Origin of the sequence: Streptomyces sp. NPDC006798 (genome assembly GCF_040635975.1) — a bacterium.
GTDB lineage: Bacteria > Actinomycetota > Actinomycetes > Streptomycetales > Streptomycetaceae > Streptomyces.
The window spans coordinates 226453-243836 of the sequence record NZ_JBEYIS010000004.1 but is presented as its reverse complement, the minus strand read 5'-3'; the positions used below and the strand labels follow the sequence as shown (position 1 = coordinate 243836).

At 71.0% G+C, this 17384-nt stretch carries 15 protein-coding genes and 1 tRNA gene; 13 read left to right on the top strand and 3 right to left on the bottom strand.

What is annotated here, in order from left to right; all coding sequences use genetic code 11:
• Positions 1–2 precede the first annotated feature (2 nt).
• Together ABZ714_RS04475 and ABZ714_RS04470 are read left to right on the top strand one after the other, a co-directional pair.
• The gene (locus ABZ714_RS04475) at positions 3–566 is read left to right on the top strand and encodes a transposase (protein WP_358823627.1); all 564 of its coding nucleotides are present in this window, start codon (positions 3–5) and stop codon (positions 564–566) included.
• A 219-nt stretch (positions 567–785) separates the two neighbouring features.
• Positions 786–1253, top strand: a complete 468-nt coding sequence (locus ABZ714_RS04470) for a hypothetical protein (protein ID WP_358823626.1) — start codon at positions 786–788, stop codon at positions 1251–1253.
• Positions 1254–1438: 185 nt separating this feature from the next.
• On the opposite strand, the gene ABZ714_RS04465 is transcribed toward ABZ714_RS04470, so the two are convergent.
• A complete protein-coding gene (locus tag ABZ714_RS04465) occupies positions 1439–2032 on the bottom strand; it encodes a hypothetical protein (protein ID WP_358823625.1) in 594 nt (197 codons plus the stop codon).
• 203 nt (positions 2033–2235) lie between these two features.
• Here ABZ714_RS04465 and ABZ714_RS04460 point away from each other — a divergent pair, with 203 nt between their 5' ends.
• The 3 genes from ABZ714_RS04460 (at position 2236) to ABZ714_RS04450 (ending at position 5991) form a co-directional block, all read left to right on the top strand.
• A complete protein-coding gene (locus tag ABZ714_RS04460; protein ID WP_358823644.1) occupies positions 2236–3465 on the top strand; it encodes a transposase in 1230 nt (409 codons plus the stop codon).
• Positions 3466–4420: 955 nt separating this feature from the next.
• Positions 4421–4618: a helix-turn-helix domain-containing protein gene (locus ABZ714_RS04455; RefSeq protein ID WP_358823624.1), complete on the top strand. Its 198-nt coding sequence runs from the start codon at positions 4421–4423 to the stop codon at positions 4616–4618.
• The gene (locus tag ABZ714_RS04450) at positions 4618–5991 is read left to right on the top strand and encodes a site-specific integrase (RefSeq protein ID WP_358823623.1); all 1374 of its coding nucleotides are present in this window, start codon (positions 4618–4620) and stop codon (positions 5989–5991) included. The genes ABZ714_RS04455 and ABZ714_RS04450 overlap by 1 nt, the downstream gene beginning before the upstream one ends.
• A gap of 252 nt (positions 5992–6243) precedes the next feature.
• Here the strand turns inward: ABZ714_RS04450 and ABZ714_RS04445 are convergent.
• Positions 6244–6316: transfer RNA gene (locus tag ABZ714_RS04445), tRNA-Arg, on the bottom strand.
• 307 nt (positions 6317–6623) lie between these two features.
• On the opposite strand from ABZ714_RS04445, the gene ABZ714_RS04440 reads away from it, so the two are divergent.
• The 8 genes from ABZ714_RS04440 to ABZ714_RS04405 all read left to right on the top strand — a co-directional run bounded on the left by ABZ714_RS04440 (position 6624) and on the right by ABZ714_RS04405 (position 16728).
• Positions 6624–8213 carry a dynamin family protein gene (locus ABZ714_RS04440; protein ID WP_358823622.1) on the top strand — a complete coding sequence of 530 codons (1590 nt, stop codon included), beginning with the start codon at positions 6624–6626 and terminating at the stop codon, positions 8211–8213.
• A 134-nt stretch (positions 8214–8347) separates the two neighbouring features.
• On the top strand, positions 8348–10021 hold the full coding sequence (locus tag ABZ714_RS04435; protein ID WP_358823643.1) for a GTP-binding protein: 1674 nt from the start codon (positions 8348–8350) through the stop codon (positions 10019–10021).
• Between the two features lie 118 nt (positions 10022–10139).
• On the top strand, positions 10140–10640 hold the full coding sequence (locus tag ABZ714_RS04430) for a single-stranded DNA-binding protein (protein WP_358823621.1): 501 nt from the start codon (positions 10140–10142) through the stop codon (positions 10638–10640).
• Positions 10641–11079: 439 nt separating this feature from the next.
• On the top strand, positions 11080–12561 hold the full coding sequence (locus tag ABZ714_RS04425) for a Cys-Gln thioester bond-forming surface protein (RefSeq protein WP_358823642.1): 1482 nt from the start codon (positions 11080–11082) through the stop codon (positions 12559–12561).
• Positions 12562–12917: 356 nt separating this feature from the next.
• Entirely contained in the window at positions 12918–14582 is a 1665-nt protein-coding gene (gene ettA / locus ABZ714_RS04420; RefSeq protein ID WP_358823620.1) for an energy-dependent translational throttle protein EttA, read from the top strand.
• Positions 14583–14687: 105 nt separating this feature from the next.
• The gene (locus tag ABZ714_RS04415; protein WP_358823619.1) at positions 14688–15128 is read left to right on the top strand and encodes a thioesterase family protein; all 441 of its coding nucleotides are present in this window, start codon (positions 14688–14690) and stop codon (positions 15126–15128) included.
• The gene (locus ABZ714_RS04410; RefSeq protein ID WP_358823618.1) at positions 15125–15820 is read left to right on the top strand and encodes a hypothetical protein; all 696 of its coding nucleotides are present in this window, start codon (positions 15125–15127) and stop codon (positions 15818–15820) included. The genes ABZ714_RS04415 and ABZ714_RS04410 overlap by 4 nt, the downstream gene beginning before the upstream one ends.
• 137 nt (positions 15821–15957) lie before the next feature.
• Complete coding sequence (locus tag ABZ714_RS04405) at positions 15958–16728, top strand: IclR family transcriptional regulator (protein WP_358823617.1); 771 nt, start codon at positions 15958–15960, stop codon at positions 16726–16728.
• Between the two features lie 104 nt (positions 16729–16832).
• Here ABZ714_RS04405 and ABZ714_RS04400 read toward each other — a convergent pair whose 3' ends face one another.
• Complete coding sequence (locus ABZ714_RS04400; protein ID WP_358823616.1) at positions 16833–17237, bottom strand: globin; 405 nt, start codon at positions 17235–17237, stop codon at positions 16833–16835.
• Between the last annotated feature and the right edge of the window lie 147 nt (positions 17238–17384).

The window sequence follows — 17384 nt, the reverse complement described above, 5'->3', positions numbered from 1 at the left end:
CGATGCGGGCCTGGGCGGCCGAGCAGGACTGGCTCACCCTGGAACGATTGCCCGCCTACGCTCCCGAGCTGAACCCGGTGGAACTCCTGTGGTCCTCGCTCAAGAAACGCGAACTCGCCAACCTCGCCGGCGACCACCTCGCCGACGTCGCAGACGCCACCGAACAAGGCATCCACCGCATCAACGCCAACCCCCGACTGCCATGGTCATTCCTCGCCCACACCGGCCTGACCATCCACCCACCACACCCACCGAACTTACGAAAAGATCAGTATGTGGGATTTCATTGCCGAGGTGCCCCTTGGGCTTCGGTGGCAGCCGGACGCCTGGGGTGCGGAGGGCCGGAGTCCCTGTTCCGGGGCGTACGGCTGTGTCTGGTTGATCGATGTCCGTACAGGAGGGGCGCGGGCCCCGGACGGAGATGCGGATCGCCGGGCGGGCTGCTCCCGGTCTTACCGAGTGAAGGTGACGCAGGGCCTTCTGCCGGAACCCGGCCGACTTCGGCAGCTTCGCCGCTCGGCCAATCATCCCCGCTGGTGCGGGGAGTACGGCGCCACGCAACCTGATGCGCCGCCTGACACTGGGTCATCCCCGCTGGCGCGGGGAAACCGCCCGGAGGGGGAGAGCGGCGTCGGCAGAAGGCCCTGCCGGGGCGTGAGCCCGAAAAGAACACTACCAAATATGTCGCCTGGCGTGCATGCGGAGTTCCTCGTGAGCGCTCGTCTTCGGTGCGTTCTGCGGCGATCCCCGGGTGTTCCGTACGGCAGGCTGGAAGGATCGGACAGATGACGAACATCGATGACGCGAGCCGGGACGGCGGGTACAGGGGCATCGGCCGGACGCGCGTGTGGGCCTGGCGGATCACGGACAGGCCGGCGGGTGCCCTGGTGTCCGCGGGACTTCGGGAATTTCCTGACGGTTCGTCCGATCAGGAGGTGGCCAACCGGATCATGGAATCCGTTCGCGGAGAGCATCCGCACGGGGCCCTTGGCATGCACCTGTGGGTGCAGGTTCCGCCCTCTGGCGAGGTTCAGTCCGTCCCGTGGGATTCGGACCGCGACCCGCACGGGGGCGATCCGGTCCCGCCGGACGCTTCTGCTTTCCTCTACGCCGGACCCGGGGAGGAGGCCGCCGCCCAGGCCCGGGCCGCCGCTGTGGTCGACGCGCTGCGTCGGCACGACAGCGCCGCCAGCGTTGCGGCGAAGGTCGCGACGAACGCCGTCGCCCGGCTATCCAAGGCCGACGAGCGCTGACCGTCGCCCGGCCCTCTGTCGTGCACGGCTGACCCGCGCCGGAGGGCCGTGAGGCGGCGGGCGGACTGCGTCTGCCGGGAGCCGTTGAGGTCCAACGGGTAAGGAGTTGGTGGGGGCTCGGTTTCCGTACGCCCTGGGTGCGCCGACATGCTTGGACCGGGTCGGGGGTGCGCCGGGCTGGCCGATCAGTCCTTCAGGCGCTCATCGGAAGTGGCCCACCAGAGTCCGAGTCGGAAGGTGTCGCCGGGCTCCAGCCCGAGGGTCTCGTACAGCGGTGCGAGGCGTCGGCCGATCGTGCGTGTGTGGGTGCCGAGTTCGGCCGCGATCTCGTTATGGGTCCTTCCTGCGGCCATGCGCCGGAGGATCTCCCTGGTGGCCTGGGTGGTCACCGGTCGGTCCGGGGTCACGGGCAACTGCCCGGGCGGATAGGCGTCCGCGGGTGGAGCGTCGGCCGCGTCCCGGAGTCGTATGCGGTAGTCCGCATGAAATCCCGCAGGCCAGATGTCGGTGTCGAGTCCGACTTCGAGCAGGAAGAGGCTCCGGACGTCCGGAAGCCCCTCACCGGCGAGGATCCGCCCGACGGTCGGATGGGTGAGGCCGGACGCCTCCGCCGCGGCCCGCTCGCTGCCGAACTCGCTGGCCGCGATCGCGTCCCGGAGTCGCCGGCTGATCTCCTGGGCAATGTGGGCGCTGGGCGGCGCGTCCCGGCCGAGAGCCCCATCGGGCCAGACCCCCGCGACCACATGGGAAGCGGGCAGTTCGTTGGGTGCCTCGCGCACATCCCATCCCGGCGTAATCAGCAGAACTCGGGTCATCGTTCGTCACCTGATTCTTTCGGGTTGCGCCAGGGCGGGGTTCGGCGCCCCGCCGGAGGAAGTGATCTCTTCCATTAAAGTGCATATACTGAACACGCCTTGATCGGTCAGGCGAGGCATGTGACAGGTATTGATCAGATGTGGGAGCAGTGGGTCTCGTGGCGACGATGTATGGCGGGATCGACTGGGCGCACCGATGGCTGGACTGCGCCCTGGTCCACCGCGACGGGAGCCGCCTCGGGCACCGGCGCATCGTCTACGCCGAGACCACCGACCCCGTCGCCGAGTACCTGGGGTTCCTCCGCACCTACAACCAGACCCGCTGGCAGGCCATCCCCACGGCGATCGAGGATCCGAACCTGCTCATCGTCGACGGCCTCCTCGCCAGAGGCGTCGAGATCGTTCATATCGACGCCACCAGTGCGAGCCGCGCCCGGCAGGCGGCCAGCGTGGGACGCGACGTTAAATCGGATAAAGGGGATGCCTTCCTTCTGGCCGAGATGCTCCGCTCGGGAAGCCACGCCACCCTGCGCCAGAGCTCTCCGCAGGCCCGGGCGCTTCGCGTGCTGGCCCTAGCCCAGTCGGCGGCGACCGCGAACCGGTCGCGGGCCCTGCTCGCGCTCAGGGCATCCCTGAACTCCTACTTCCCTGCGGCGGCCACGGCTTGGCCGTCGACGATGGGGCTCGGCCACCGGCAGGCCAGGGCTGTCCTGGCCTTGGCCCCCGCACCAGGAATCGCGGCCACCGTCAGCCGCAGCGCGTTAGCCCACGCACTGCGGGAAGCGGGACGGTTCCGGACTGTCGACGACGAAGCCGAGCGTCTCCATCTCCACTTCCGGCGGCCAGCACTCCGATTCGACAGCATAGTGGAGCAGGCCCGGGCCGACGAAATGCTCGGCCTTCTTGCTGATGTCAACCACGCCTGTACCCGGGTGGACGACCTCACGGAACGAGTTTCGGCCGCTTTCGCGGAACACCCCTTCCACCGGATCATCACCAGCTTCCCCGGAATCGGAGACATCCTCGGATCCCGGATCCTTGCCGAAATCGGTGACTCGGAACATCGCTTCAAGACGCCCCGCGCACTGCGCGCCTACGCGGGGGTAGCGCCCGTCACCTGGGCGAGCGGCACCTCGGCCCGGGTGACCATGAGATACGCCGCCAACAGCTACCTCCGCCAAGCCCTGATCAAAGCAGCTTTCTGCATGCTGCTCCGTAGCCCCGGTGCCAAGTCCTACTACGAAATCCGGCGGCAACGAGGCTCCAGCCACTTCACCTCACTGCGGGCCATCGGCGCCCGGATAGCCAGCAGCCTCCACCACTGCCTCCAGCATCAACTGCCGTACGACGAGACAGCCGCGTGGCCGTACACCGAACTGCGTGCGGAGGAATGCTGAAGCTCCACCTTCGGGTCAAGTGCGGAAGGTGCCGGCCGGACAGTACGCCGACCGGTTCCGTCCACCCTTGAAGCGGGTGGCAAGAGCGGACGGTGCCGGGAAACGCCCTGTGCAACCTCCGGGCCCAAGAGCCCCACCGCGGGAATGGCGCCCCCGCGCCGTCCGCTCGCTCTGCCTCCTGGCGGGATGCCAGAGCCCGGGTGCCCTCGGCCAAGGCGTCGTACTTCGACGCCTTCGTCGGCCGCGAACCGGAGCGCCCCACCGCCGTCGCCGACTACGTCCGCGACATACGGGCCAGCCCCGCAGTTCCGGTCGGCTGGTCCGCTGTATCACGAGAGCGGGCACATCGTGCACCCGCCTTTTGTGGTTCCCGGCCCAGAAGGGCCGTCCTTTGCGCGGCGCCCAGGGCCACCTGGGCGGTATCCGCTGACGGCAGAAGAGAACGAATCCTGAAAGGGTGGAATTAGCGGAGCCGCTATGTCAAGGTACAACACCCTCTGGAAGTCCCTCGCGGAGCTGTCGTTCACATAGTCCATGGCCTGGTGGCGCTAGCCGAGCACGGCTGGCGCCGTCGGCGCGGCGAGTTATAGCTGATGATCCCCGGTTCGCGAAATCGGGGATCGTCCGGATCCTTGGTTTCGTTCGTACGGGCTGCTTGGCGGTGGATCCGTGTCGGACACAGCCGACGTGCCGCGATCGGAAGGTAGTGGACGGGCGCTTGCGGCTGTTGCCCTCATGGGCAGCGCTAAATCGCTGACGGTCAGCGATGTTTCGCAGATCCCTCTGCGGAGTTCGGCGTTGCCCCTGCCCTATCGCTCCGCGCGATTCTCTGCAAGGAACCACATTCCATGCTCATGCGCCGATCCGTGATACCCCCTGCGCGATTTCGTCCTTCGGAGGCGGGTCAGCCCGCGCTTCGCGGTGTGATGCGTGGCCGTGATGGCGAGGGGGCGACGTGGCTGTAGCGGTTCGCGCCACCGCGCAGCTCACCGTCGATGACGTATGCGACGAGCTGCGGATCTCCCGTTCGACGTTCTACGACTGGCGGCAGAAGGGACGGGCGCCGCGCTGTATCCGACTCCCCAACGGAACTCTCCGCATCCGGCGCACCGATTTCGAAAACTGGCTCACTGATTGCGAGGACCATCTCTGATGGAGAGTACGTTCGACGTCCGAATCTACGGCATCGAGCAGCGGAAGCGGGCGAACGGACATACGTACAAGGTCGTGTGGAAGGTCGCGGCCAAGAAGCACAGCAAGACCTACCCGACGAAGGCTCTGGCGGATGCTCGCCGTGCTCAGCTGATGACCGCAGCGAAAGGCGGTGAACCGTTCAGTCTGACCACTGGCTTGCCGATTTCCTTCGCCAGCAAGTCGGCGGAGACGAACTGGTATGACTTCGCCGTCGAGTACGTCGACTGGAAGTGGACGCGCTCCAGCGGCAACAGCCGGAAGAACGTCGCGAAAGCGATGACCACCGCGACCATCGCACTCCTACGGACGCCGCCGGGGCAGTTTGACGCCGTGGAGGTCCGCACCGCCCTGCGCGAGTGGGCCTTCAACACAAAGCGGAGGGGCGATGCTCCCGACGATGTCCGCGTCATCCTCGACTGGGTTCAGCGGAACACCCTGCCTATGTCCGCGTGGGAGGACACCGAGAGGGCCGAGTCCGTCGTTGCCGCGCTGGGTACCCTCCTCGACGGCAGCTCGGCAGCCGCAAGCTCCGTCACCCGCAATCACCGGATCATGAATCTGGTCATGGGCTACGCGATCAGACACGGAGTCCTACGGTCCAACCCGCTCCCGAAGGGCAAGGTCGATGGCAGCGCGCCCAAGGTGGCCCAGGCCATCGACAAGCGCTCCCTGCTCAACGCTCAGCAAGTCGGCGCGATCCTGCAATGGATAGGCGAGCGGCCCCGCCGCGGCCCGCTGTACCAGGCGTTCTTCGCGACCCTCTGCTACGCCGGCCTCCGCCCCGAGGAGGCCGTCGCCCTCCGGGTGAGCGATGCCACCCTGCCGGAGGAAGGATGGGGTGAGTTCATCGTCCACGAGGCTCAGCCGGAAGTCGGCAGCGGGTGGACGGACACAGGAGAGGTTCACGAAGAACGGGACTTGAAGGGGCGTGCCGAGGGTGACACCCGGACGGTACCGATCCACCCGGACCTGGTGGCTCTCCTGCGGGGGATCATTCAGCTCTACAAGCTCAAGCCGACCAGCCTCCTCTTCCCCGGAGAAGGCGGTGACTTGCTCGCCGGATCCGTCTTCCGCCGGGTCTGGAAGAAGGCGCGGGAGGCCGTTCTCGCTCCGCATGTGTTCGCATCGCCTGCGGGCAGGCGGGTGTACGACTGCCGACACATCTGCTTGACCGGGTGGCTGAACAAGGGCATCCCGCCCGCGCAGGTCGCTGCGTGGGCAGGGAACAGCGTGCCAGTCCTCCTTGCGACCTACGCGCGCTGCGTAGTCGGTCAGCTGACCGATTACCTGAACCGGATCGGTGATCTCCGGTACTTGCCAGCGACGGCATGACCCCAGCGGTCGGGACCCCGGAGGGCCGGGTCCTGACCGCTTTTGTGTTGCCCCGGAGCCAGCCCCGGGGCTGTGCGTCGGTCTGGGCGCTGGGGGACGCATGGGGGACAGTCACCCGTAGAAACCCGCTTTCGGCCGCTGTCAGCCGGACTCGGCGCCCTAGAACGCCGGTGACTTCGAGGTGACAGGCGCGGGCAGTGTCACCACGTCTGACCAGCTAAAACGCCCTCCCAAGGGGGAGGGCGGAAAGAGCGCCCCCGGCAGGACTCGAACCTGCGGCCAAGCGCTTAGAAGGCGCCTGCTCTATCCACTGAGCTACGGGGGCCGGGTGTGGGTGGACCGACGCGGGAAGCGGAGTGCGTGAGTCCGTGACCGTGTCGGGGACAAGGATAGGGCTCCCGTCGCCTTGACCCCGTTGCTTCGCCTGCGTGGCTCTATGTGGAGGTTCGGTGAAGCGAACCGATAATCGCAGGCAGGTGCGATTCCTGCATCGGTTTTCCGCTCAACGGTCGCGGGTGTTGTGCACTCGTTATGCCTGCGCCCCACTCATCCCCTCTGTCCCTTGTGTCCGACCGGCGCGCAGACATGGCCATACGCTTCAAAATGGCTGAAAAATTGGGCATTCTTCACATGTGGTGACCTTGGATGCCCGGCCTCAGCTGATCGACGCTCTGACCGCCCTGCGCGACCGAGTCGCGGCCGTGCGTCTGCCACTGCCGTTGGCGGGGGCGCCGCGGGCCCGGCAGGCGCGGGGGGAGCTGCTGGCGCAGCTCGACGACTATCTCGTACCACGGCTCAAGGATCCGGGGGCACCGCTGCTCGCGGTGGTCGGGGGGTCGACCGGGGCCGGGAAGTCGACGCTGGTGAATTCGCTCGTGGGGCGGCGGGTCACCGAGGCGGGGGTGTTGCGGCCGACCACCAGGACTCCGGTGCTGGTCTGCCATCCCGACGACCATCACTGGTTCAGCGGGGGGCGGGTGCTGCCCCGGCTCACCCGGGTCCGGGCGCCCGAGCTGGAGGAGGGCGACGGGGAGGGCGCCGCCCGGAACGAGCTGCGGGTGGAGCGGTCGGGGGCGCTGCCCAGGGGGCTGGCGCTGCTCGACGCGCCCGATATCGACTCGCTCGTGGTGGAGAACCGGCTGCTGGCCGCCGAGCTGATCTGCGCGGCCGACGTCTGGGTGATGGTGACGACCGCGTCGCGGTACGCCGACGCGGTGCCCTGGCATCTGCTGCGTACCGCCAAGGAGTACGACGCGTCCCTGGTCATCGTGCTCGACCGGGTGCCGCACCAGGTGATCGCCGAGGTGTCGCGGCAGTACGCGGCGCTGCTCACCAAGGCCGGGCTCGGGGACGTACCCCGGTTCACCGTTCCCGAGCTGCCCGAGTCCGCGGGCGGCGGCAGCGGGCTGCTGCCCAACAGCGCCGTCGCGCCCCTGCACGACTGGCTGGCCCACCGGGTGCGGGACCCGGCCGCCCGGCAGCAGGCGCTGGGGCGGACCGCGACCGGGGTGATCGACTCCCTCAACGCCCGGATGCCGGAGCTGGCCGCCGCCGTCGCCGGGCAGTACGCCGCCACCGTACGGCTCACCGGCGCGGTGGAGGACGCCTACGAGGCCGAGCGCGCCCGGCTCGACCAGCGGCTCGCCGCCGGGGCCGTGCTCTCCGGGGACGCCAGGACCCGTTGGCGGGGCTTTCCCCGCGACAGCACCGCCGGTGAGCTGCTGGACGCGCTCACCGGCGGGCTCGGCGCCCTGGTGCAGTGCGCCGTGGCCGCCGCCGACGAGCGGGTACGGGACGCCTGGCGCCGCGACCCGGCGGCGGCCGGGGTGGCCGCCGTACGGCCCGATCCGGAGGCGGGCGAACGGCTGGGGATCGCGGTCCGGCGCTGGCGGCGGGAGCTGGAGGAGCTGGCCGACGAGGAGGTGCGGGAGCTGGACCGGACCCCCGCGCCCGATCCCGAGACCGTGGCCGCCCTCGTCGCCACCGCCCTCCTCGGCGGGCGGCGGGCCCGGCCCGCCGGGGAGCGGCTCGCCCAGCGGATCGGGGCCCGGGCCGCGCTCCGGCTCCGGGACCGGGGCGGCGAACTGCTGACCGCCGCCGTCGGTTCGGTCTTCGACGGGGAGCGGGACCGCAGGCTCGCCCCCCTCGACTCCCTCGACGTCTCACCGGAACCCCAGGCCGAGCTGATCGCCGCCCTGTCCGTACTGCAGAAGGTGAAGTGACTGGTGTGGAAGCGGAACACGACGAACGGCGCTGGGACGACGGACTGATCGCCCGCAGGGCCGCCCCGGTCCCCGTCCCCGGCGAGGCCCGGCCGGACCGGGACGACGAAACGGTTGAGACGGGCGAGGCCGGGGTGATCGGCGGCGGGCTGCGGTTCCGGCTCGACGCCCTGCGCGAGCTCGTCGGCCTCTCCCGGGCCCGCCTCGACGACGCCGCGCTTGCCGAGGCCGGACGCGTCCTGGACGAGGCCGCCGCCCGGCAGCGGCTCTCCGGGCGGCATACCGTCGTCGCCGTCGCCGGAGCCACCGGAAGCGGCAAGTCCACCCTCTTCAACACCCTCGCGCAGGTACCGCTGTCGGAGACCGGACTGCGCAGGCCCACCACATCGGCGCCGGTCGCCTGCGTCTGGTCGGAGGGCGCCGCCGGACTCCTCGACCGGCTCGCCATCCCGCCCCGGCTGCGGCGGCGGCCCCTGGCGGGCGGCGCCGAGGAGTTGTCGGGTCTGGTCCTGATCGACCTGCCCGACCACGACTCGGCGCTCCGCAAGCACCGTGACCAGGTCGACCGGGTGCTCGCCCTGGTCGATGCCGTGATCTGGGTCGTCGACCCGGAGAAGTACGCGGACGCCGCCCTCCACGAGCGCTATCTGCGGCCCCTCGCGGGTCATGCCGAGGTCACCTTCGTGGTGCTCAACCAGATCGACCGGCTGCCCGGCGACGCCGCCGACCAGGTACTCGACGATCTGCGGCGGCTGCTGGACGAGGACGGCATGGCGCTGGGCGAGCACGGCGACAGCGGCGCCACCGTACTGCCCGTCTCCGCCCTCACCGGCGAGGGCATCGGGGAGCTGCGGGAGGTGCTGGGCGCCTTCGTCCAGGAACGCACGGCCGCCGCCCGCAGGCTCTCCGCCGATGTCGACGCCGCCGCGCACGGGCTGCGCGGCGGCTATGTCGCCACCGGCCGGACCGGTCTTGACGAGCGGGCGCGGGAGGAGTTCACCGACCGGCTCGCCGAGGCCGTCGGCGCCGACGCGGCGGGTGAGGCCGCCGAACGGGAATGGCGGCGGCACGCGGGCCGCGCCTGCGGCACACCCTGGCTGCGGCTCTGGCGCTGGTACGGGCGCCGGCGCACGCCCGGGGCCGTACCGGTGCCCGACGTGCCGCCCGCCGAGGACGAGCCGACCGCCCGGCAGCGGGTGGAGCAGGCGGTCCGTACGGTCGCCGACGAGGCGGCGGCCGGGCTCCCCGCGCCCTGGTCGCAGGCGGTGCGCGAGGCGGCGGTCCGCGGCTCCGACGGATTGCCGGAGGCCCTGGACGGGCTGGCGGCGAAGGCGGCGGAGGAGACCGGGAGACGGCCGCTGCGGCCCGCCTGGTGGCCCGCCGCCGTACTGGCCCAGGCGTCGATGACCCTGCTTCAGATCTACGGCGGGCTGTGGCTGGTGGGGCAGATCGTGGGGGTCTTCCCACCGGGTCTGGTCTATCCGGCGGGGCTGATGCTGGCCGGGATCGTCGGCGGGCCGCTGGTGGAGTGGGCCTGTACGGCGGCGGTACGCGGCCCCGCGCGGCGGTACGGGCAGGATGCCCGGCGCAGGCTGCGCGAGGCGGCGGCCGGGTGCGGCCGGGCGATGGTGCTCGATCCGGTCGCGGGCGAATTGATGCGCTATCGGGAGGTACGTGAGCGGTACGCGACCGTCGCGGGCGGCAATCGGACGGCGCTGGCCGGTACCCGGGGCCCGGTGGGCGGCCGGGGCGGACGGGGCTCGGGGGGTGCCCTGGGGGTGACGGGGTTCTCCACAACCGGCCGGTAGTCCACAGGGCCCGGCGGGAATCCGGGGGCGGGCCCAGGATCGGACGCGGGGCCGTGAAAAGGCGGTCGTCCGGTCGAGCGGCGGGCCGTGGAGGTCCGCCGGGGGGAGTGGTCGCGCGATGTACGAGACGACGGTGACGCTGGTGGGCAACGCCGCCACGGCGGTGGAGTACCGGGAGACGGGCGCCGGGCCGGTGGCGCGGTTCCGGATGGCCGTGACGCCCAGGCGCCGGGACCGGCAGACGGCGGGCTGGTCCGACGGGCCCACCAGCTTCTACACGGTCTTCGCCTGGCGGGGGCTGGCCGCCAATCTGTCCGGGTCGCTCTCGGTCGGCGATCCGGTCCTGGTCCACGGGCGGCTGCGGGTACGGGAGGTCGATCTCACCGGCCCGGCGGGGGAGAACCGGGAGCGCGACGGCCACGGCGGACGCGGCGGGGACGGCGGCAGGCGGACCTTCGTGGACGTCGACGCGCTCGCCGTGGGACACGACCTCAACCGGGGTACGTCCGCCTTCCGGCGGGTCGCCCGGCCCGCCGGGGCTGCCGTACCGCCGGAGGCGGGCGGAGCGGGGTCGGCGGCGGAGGCCGGGGGAGGTGCCGGAGGCGACCCCTCCGGGTGATCCGGCGGTCCGGGCGCGGGGCGGTGGAGGTTGCGATCCGACTGCAACCCCGCCCGCCCCGGCGGAGTCCGGGCGGTCGTCAGGAGGTCGCCGCGTTGCTTCCTGGTGTCCTCCCCGTATTTGTCCAAGGTTGTTGCGAAAGCTGGCAATGCCTGGCCGACCTGGGGATTCACCGAACTCACACGGCTGTTGACGGTGTGGATGTACCGGTGATTCATCGATAGGAAATGGTGGAGAGGCAGTTGGCGGTGAGAGCCGCGATAACGATTCCGATTCGGAATGGTTGTATGACGGTACGACGGGGCATTCGCCCGCCCGGGCATTCGTAGGATCCCTCCGTACTCACGGGGCACTTGAGTAGGTCGGCGAGGCCCACTCCCCACACACATCGTGCGCATCGTCTGCGAAGCCTCGCCCGGAGGGGATTTCTGTGTTTGCACTGTTCTCCGCGTCGCCCGCTTCCGGCGGGCGCGGGCGGTCCACCGTTCGTCGTATCGCCGCCGTCACCGCGGTGACGGGTCTGGTCGCGACCGGCGCGCTCACCGGTGCCGGCGCGGCCGTCGCCAGTGAGGGCGCGTCGCACACGGGCGGCGCGGTCGCCACACTCGCCGGGCTGAAGGTCCACGACTACGCGCTGCTGCACACCCCGGGCGACAAGGAGCCGTTCCGGATGGCCGCCGGGCTCTTCGAGCTGACCGGCAGCGGCACTCTGAAGACGTACTGCATCGATCTCCACAACCCGACCGAGGACGGCACCAAGTACCAGGAGACCCCCTGGGACCAGAGCGTCCTCAACAAGAACGAGAACGCGGGCAAGATCCGCTGGATCCTCCAGAACTCCTACCCGCAGGTGGACGATCTGGCGGCGCTGGCGAAGACGGCCAAGACGACCGGTCCGCTGACCGAGAAGACCGCCGCCGCCGGAACCCAGGTCGCCATCTGGCGCTACTCGGACAAGGCGGATGTGACCGCCGCCGACGAGAACGCCGAGAAGCTGGCCGACTACCTGGAGAAGGAGGCGCAGAACCTGGCGGAGCCGAAGCCGTCCCTCAAGCTCGACCCGCACGCCGTCTCCGGCAAGCCCGGCAGCCGGATCGGCCCGGTCACCGTCACCACCGACGCGGAGCTGGCCACCCTGACCCTCTCCTCCGAAGGCACCGTCGCCGGAGTCAAGATCGTGGACAAGGCCGGGAAGCCGGTCGCCACCGCGGTCAACGGCGCGAAGGTCTACTTCGAGGTCCCGGCCGACGCCCCCGACGGGCGGGCCGAACTGGTCGCCAGTGCCACCACGCCCGTTCCGGTCGGCCGGGTGTTCGCGCCGCAGGTCGGCACCAGCCAGACCATGATCCTGGCGGGCTCCAGCAACTCCGAGGTCACCGCCGCCGCGGCCGTGGTCTGGGCGAAGACCGGTCCCGTCCCGGCGGTCACCTTCCAGGAGAACTGCGACAAGGGCGGCGTCGACGTCACCGCCGCCAACAAGGGCGACGCGCCCTTCACCTTCACCCTCGCGGGTAAGGAGTACACGGTTCCGGCGGGCGGCTCCAAGACCGTGACCGTCCCGGTCGCCGAGGACCAGCCGTACGACATCGCCATCACCGGCCCGAACGACTTCAAGGAGACGTTCAAGGGCGTGCTGGACTGCAAGACCAGCGGCAAGCCGAACGAGCCGAAGCCGTCCTCCGAGCCCACGCCGAACTCGGCGGGCGGTACGGGCACCGGCGGCGGTGACGCCTCCACCGGGTCGACGGGCGGCTCCACCGGCTCCACCGGCACTACCGGTGCCACCACCGGCGGCGACCTGGCCGCGACCGGCGGCTCCAGCGCCACCCCCGTGATCGCGGGCGTCGCGGTGGCCCTGGTCGCCCTCGGCGGCGGCGCGGTGTTCTTCTTCCGGAAGAGGAAGGCGTCCGCGGGCGAGTGACCCCCGGACGCCCCGGCGGCCGGACGGCCCACTGGTGAGTGACCCGGTTGCGGGCGGCCCGTGCGGCGGGCCGCCCGCAACCGGGCGCCCCGGGTGGCCCGCCGTGAGTCGCCCGAGGCCGGACGGCCCGTGCGGCGGGTGACCCCGGATGAGCGGGGAGTGACCGCGTACCGCCTGTGATGTACCGGTGGCCCCGGAGTGCCGAGCGCTCCGGGGCCACCGGTCCGTCCGGCCGCCGGGGCGGTCCGTACCCCGGCGGTCCGGGCCCGGACCGCCGTCGGTTTTCGCCACGGGACGGCGGTACGGCAAGATGGGGTGTATCTCTGCCCACCCACTTATCTGCCGGACGGTTTCTCTTGGCTGAGTACATCTACACGATGCGCAAGACGCGCAAGGCGCACGGCGACAAGGTCATCCTCGATGACGTGACGCTGAGCTTCCTGCCCGGCGCCAAGATCGGTGTGGTCGGTCCGAACGGCGCCGGTAAGTCCACGGTCCTGAAGATCATGGCCGGACTGGAGCAGCCGTCGAACGGCGACGCCTTCCTGTCGCCCGGCTACACCGTCGGCATCCTCCTCCAGGAGCCGCCGCTGGACGAGTCCAAGACGGTTCTGCAGAACGTCGAGGACGGTGTCGCGGAGATCAAGGGCAAGCTCAACCGGTTCAACGAGATCGCCGAGCAGATGGCGACCGAGTACACCGACGCGCTGATGGAGGAGATGGGCAAGCTCCAGGAGGACCTCGACCACGCCAACGCGTGGGACCTCGACGCCCAGCTGGAGCAGGCCATGGACGCCCTGGGCTGCCCGCCCGGCGACTGGCCCGTCAACAACCTCTCCGGTGGCGAGAAGCGCCGGGTCGCGCTCTGCAAGCTGCTGCTGGAGGCCCCCGACCTGCTCCTCCTCGACGAGCCCACCAACCACCTCGACGCCGAGTCGGTGCAGTGGCTGGAGCAGCACCTCGCCAAGTACGCGGGCACCGTCGTCGCCATCACCCACGACCGGTACTTCCTCGACAACGTCGCGGGCTGGATCCTGGAGCTGGACCGCGGTCGCGCCATCGGCTACGAGGGCAACTACTCCACGTACCTGGAGAGCAAGCAGGCCCGGCTCAAGGTCGAGGGCCAGAAGGACGCCAAGCGCGCCAAGCGGCTCCGGGAAGAGCTGGAGTGGGTCCGCTCCAACGCCAAGGGACGGCAGGCCAAGTCCAAGGCCCGGCTCGCCCGGTACGAGGAGATGGCGGCCGAGGCCGACAAGATGCGGAAGCTGGACTTCGAGGAGATCCAGATCCCGCCGGGCCCCCGGCTGGGCAGCGTCGTCGTCGAGGTCAACAACCTCACCAAGGGCTTCGGCGAGAAGCTGCTGATCGACGACCTCAGCTTCACCCTGCCCCGGAACGGCATCGTCGGCATCATCGGCCCCAACGGCGCCGGTAAGACGACCCTGTTCAAGATGCTCCAGGGCCTGGAAGCGCCGGACTCCGGCACCATCAAGGTCGGCGACACCGTCAAGATCAGCTACGTCGACCAGAGCCGCGAGAACATCGATCCCAAGAAGACCCTGTGGGCCGTGGTCTCCGACGAGCTCGACTACATCAACGTCGGCCAGGTCGAGATGCCGTCCCGCGCCTATGTCTCCGCCTTCGGATTCAAGGGCCCGGACCAGCAGAAGCCCGCCGGGATCCTCTCCGGCGGCGAGCGCAACCGGCTCAACCTGGCGCTCACCCTCAAGCAGGGCGGCAATCTGCTCCTCCTCGACGAGCCGACCAACGACCTCGACGTGGAGACGCTCTCCTCCCTGGAGAACGCGCTGCTGGAGTTCCCCGGCTGTGCCGTGGTCGTCTCCCACGACCGCTGGTTCCTCGACCGGGTGGCCACCCACATCCTCGCCTACGAGGGCGACTCCAAGTGGTTCTGGTTCGAGGGCAACTTCGAGACGTACGAGAAGAACAAGATCGAGCGGCTCGGCCCGGACGCGGCCCGGCCGCACCGTGCCACGTACAAGAAGCTCACCCGGGGCTGAGCCCCGCCCGTCCCGTCCCCGCCCCGGCCGCTCCCGGCCGGGGCCGGGGAACCGGGGCCGGAGCACGAACCAAGCCAGAGACCGAGAAGGCGGGAACCGTCACCCATGGCCCGGCACATCTACCGCTGTCCGCTCCGCTGGTCCGACATGGACGCCTTCGGGCATGTCAACAATGTCGTCTTCCTCCGCTATCTGGAGGAGGCGCGGATCGACTTCATGTTCCGGCTCCGGCCGTCGGACGGCTCGCCCTCCTTCTCCGGGGGCTCGGTGGTGGCCCGCCACGAGATCGACTACGTCCGGCCGCTGGTCCACCGGCACGAGCCGGTCGTGGTCGAGACCCGGGTGACCCGGATCGGCGCCGCGTCGCTGACCGTCAGCTACGAGGTCAAGGACGCCGAGGGCGCCTCGGAGGTCTATGTCCGGGCCTCGACCGTCGTCGTCCCCTACGACCTCGAAGCGGGCCGGCCGCGCCGGATCAGCGCGGAGGAGCGCGCCCACCTCCGGGAGTATCTGGAGGAGGCCGACGAGAGCGCCCTGGTCGCATGAGTACGCCCGTGCGGAGCCCGGACCTCGCCGACGCCCGGGAGGCGGACGATCTCACCGCCTTCCTCGCCCGCCTGCTGCACTACGACCGCGCCGCCGCCGTCCGCCTCCAGGCGGGCGGCCCCGACGGCCGTCCCCAGCCGCATCTCGCGGTCTTCGGCCGCCCGCCCTCCTTCGAGGTGCTGGCGATCCGGACCGCCCGGCTGAGTACCCCCCTCGCCCTCGACACCACGGTCTCCGCCGGTGAGCTGCTCGACCGGGTCGAGGGCACCGGATTCACCCTGCCCGCGCCGGTCACCGGTCCGCCGTGGACCGGCGTCCTGCCGCCCCGCGGCGGCTGGAGCACCGTCCCCGGGCTCCCCGGAGCCGCCGAGATGCGGGCCGCCGTCGCCGCCGCCGTCGCCGAGTTCCGGCACCGGGACGAGACCCTGCCCGACGAGCGCAGGACCCGGGCCGAACGCGACCGGATCGGCCGCGAGATCTGGTCCCGCGAGGTGGCCGGAACCGGACTGCCGCTGCGCGCCGTGCACGCCGCGCACTCCCTCGGCTTCCTGCGCCCCGGCGCGCCCGTGGCGCTGCTGACCGCCCCCGGCTCCTGGCTGCGGCTGCGGACCTCCTTCGGTTCGATCGCCGTCCGGGCCGCCGGCCCCGGCGGGCTGACCGGGCTGACCGTCACACCCACCCGGAGCGGCTGAGCCCGGGGAGACCCGGCTCACCCGCCCCCGGCGGTTGAAGCCCCGCCGACCGGGCAGAAGCGGTTTTTCGGAACAGACGCGCGGAGCGGGGCGGGCGCGGTACGACCGGTGGCCGAGCAGCCGCGGGGGTGGGAGAGATGACGACCGACAGAGCCGGTACGGCGGTGCAGTCCGTGGACCGGGCCGTCAGCGTGCTGGAGAGCCTGGCCCGGCGGGGCGAGGCCGGGGTCACCGAGATCGCCGGTGAGCTGGGGGTCCACAAGTCGACCGCGTCCCGGCTGCTCGGGGCGCTGGAGAACCGGGGCCTGGTGACGCAGTCGGGGGAGCGGGGCAAGTACCGGCTCGGGGCGGGCGTACTGCGGCTCGCGGGCGCCGCCGCCGGACGGCTGGACATCGCCCGGGAAGCCGGGCCGCTGTGCCGGGACCTCGCCGACGAACTCGGGGACACCGTCAATGTGGCCGTACTCGCCGACGACGCGGCCGTGAACGTCGCCCAGGCCAGGGGCTCGGCGGCGGTGACCTCGTACAACTGGATCGGCCGCCGCACCCCGCTGCACGCCACCTCCAGCGGCAAGGTGCTGCTCGCGCACGCGCCCGGCGCCGTACGGGAGCGGGTGCTCGCGGGCGGACTCGAAGGCTTCACACCGCGGACCGAGACCGACCCCGGGCGGCTGGCCCGGCTGCTGGACGAGGTGGTGGATCGGGGGTACGCGGTCGCCGTCGAGGAGCTGGAGACCGGGCTGAACGCGGTGGCCGCGCCCGTACGGTGCCACGACGGGTCGGTGACCGGGGCGCTCAGCGTCTCCGGGCCCGCGTACCGGCTCCGGGCCGAGCTGCTGCCCGGGATCGCCGAGCGGACCGCCGCCGTCGCCGCCGAGCTGTCGTACCGGATGGGGTACGCGGGCTGACGCCCGAAAGGCGCCCGGCCCCGGGCCGACCCCCGGACCTGCCCGGGTTCGGCCTCCGGAGCGGCCCCGGGCCGGAAGGCGGCCCGGGGCGGCCCCGGCGAGGGTCAGCCGTCGGTGTTGATCATGGAGGCGGCGGCGTAGGTCATGTAGTTCCACAGCTGGGTCTCGTGCTCAGGCGAGAGCTCCAGCTCGTCCACCGCGTCCCGCATATGCCGCAGCCAGGCGTCGTGCGCCGCCCGGTCGACCCGGAACGGCGCGTGCCGCATCCGCAGCCGGGGGTGGCCCCGGTTGTCGCTGTAGGTCCTGGGCCCGCCCCAGTACTGCATCAGAAAGAGGGCGAACCGCTCCTCGGCCGGGCCGAGGTCCTCCTCCGGATACATCGGCCGCAGCAGCGGGTCGTCGGCGACGCCCTCGTAGAACCGGTGAACAAGGCGACGGAAGGTCGGCTCGCCGCCGACCTGCTCGTAGAAGGTCTGCTCCTGAAGGGTGCCCCGGGGAATCTCGTTCACCCGTCCATCGTCTCAGATGACCGGGACCAGGACCGGGGTCCTAGGTCTCCCGGAGCCGGAACCTCCGGGTCCGCAGGGGCCGGTTTCGGCCAAGTGTCGATCCGGTCCGATCCGGCCGGAGCGGCGCCGCGCGGGGCCCGGCGATGC

Excerpts from the sequence above, each read along its gene's own strand:
- ABZ714_RS04405 (WP_358823617.1), top strand. The coding sequence starts at position 15,958 with ATGACGACCGACAGAGCCGGTACGGCGGTGCAGTCCGTGGACCGGGCC.
- ABZ714_RS04460 (WP_358823644.1), top strand. The coding sequence starts at position 2,236 with ATGTATGGCGGGATCGACTGGGCGCACCGATGGCTGGACTGCGCCCTG.
- ABZ714_RS04450 (WP_358823623.1), top strand. The coding sequence starts at position 4,618 with ATGGAGAGTACGTTCGACGTCCGAATCTACGGCATCGAGCAGCGGAAG.
- ABZ714_RS04470 (WP_358823626.1), top strand. The coding sequence starts at position 786 with ATGACGAACATCGATGACGCGAGCCGGGACGGCGGGTACAGGGGCATC.
- ABZ714_RS04410 (WP_358823618.1), top strand. The coding sequence starts at position 15,125 with ATGAGTACGCCCGTGCGGAGCCCGGACCTCGCCGACGCCCGGGAGGCG.
- ABZ714_RS04415 (WP_358823619.1), top strand. The coding sequence starts at position 14,688 with ATGGCCCGGCACATCTACCGCTGTCCGCTCCGCTGGTCCGACATGGAC.
- ABZ714_RS04475 (WP_358823627.1), top strand. The coding sequence starts at position 3 with ATGCGGGCCTGGGCGGCCGAGCAGGACTGGCTCACCCTGGAACGATTG.
- ABZ714_RS04430 (WP_358823621.1), top strand. The coding sequence starts at position 10,140 with ATGTACGAGACGACGGTGACGCTGGTGGGCAACGCCGCCACGGCGGTG.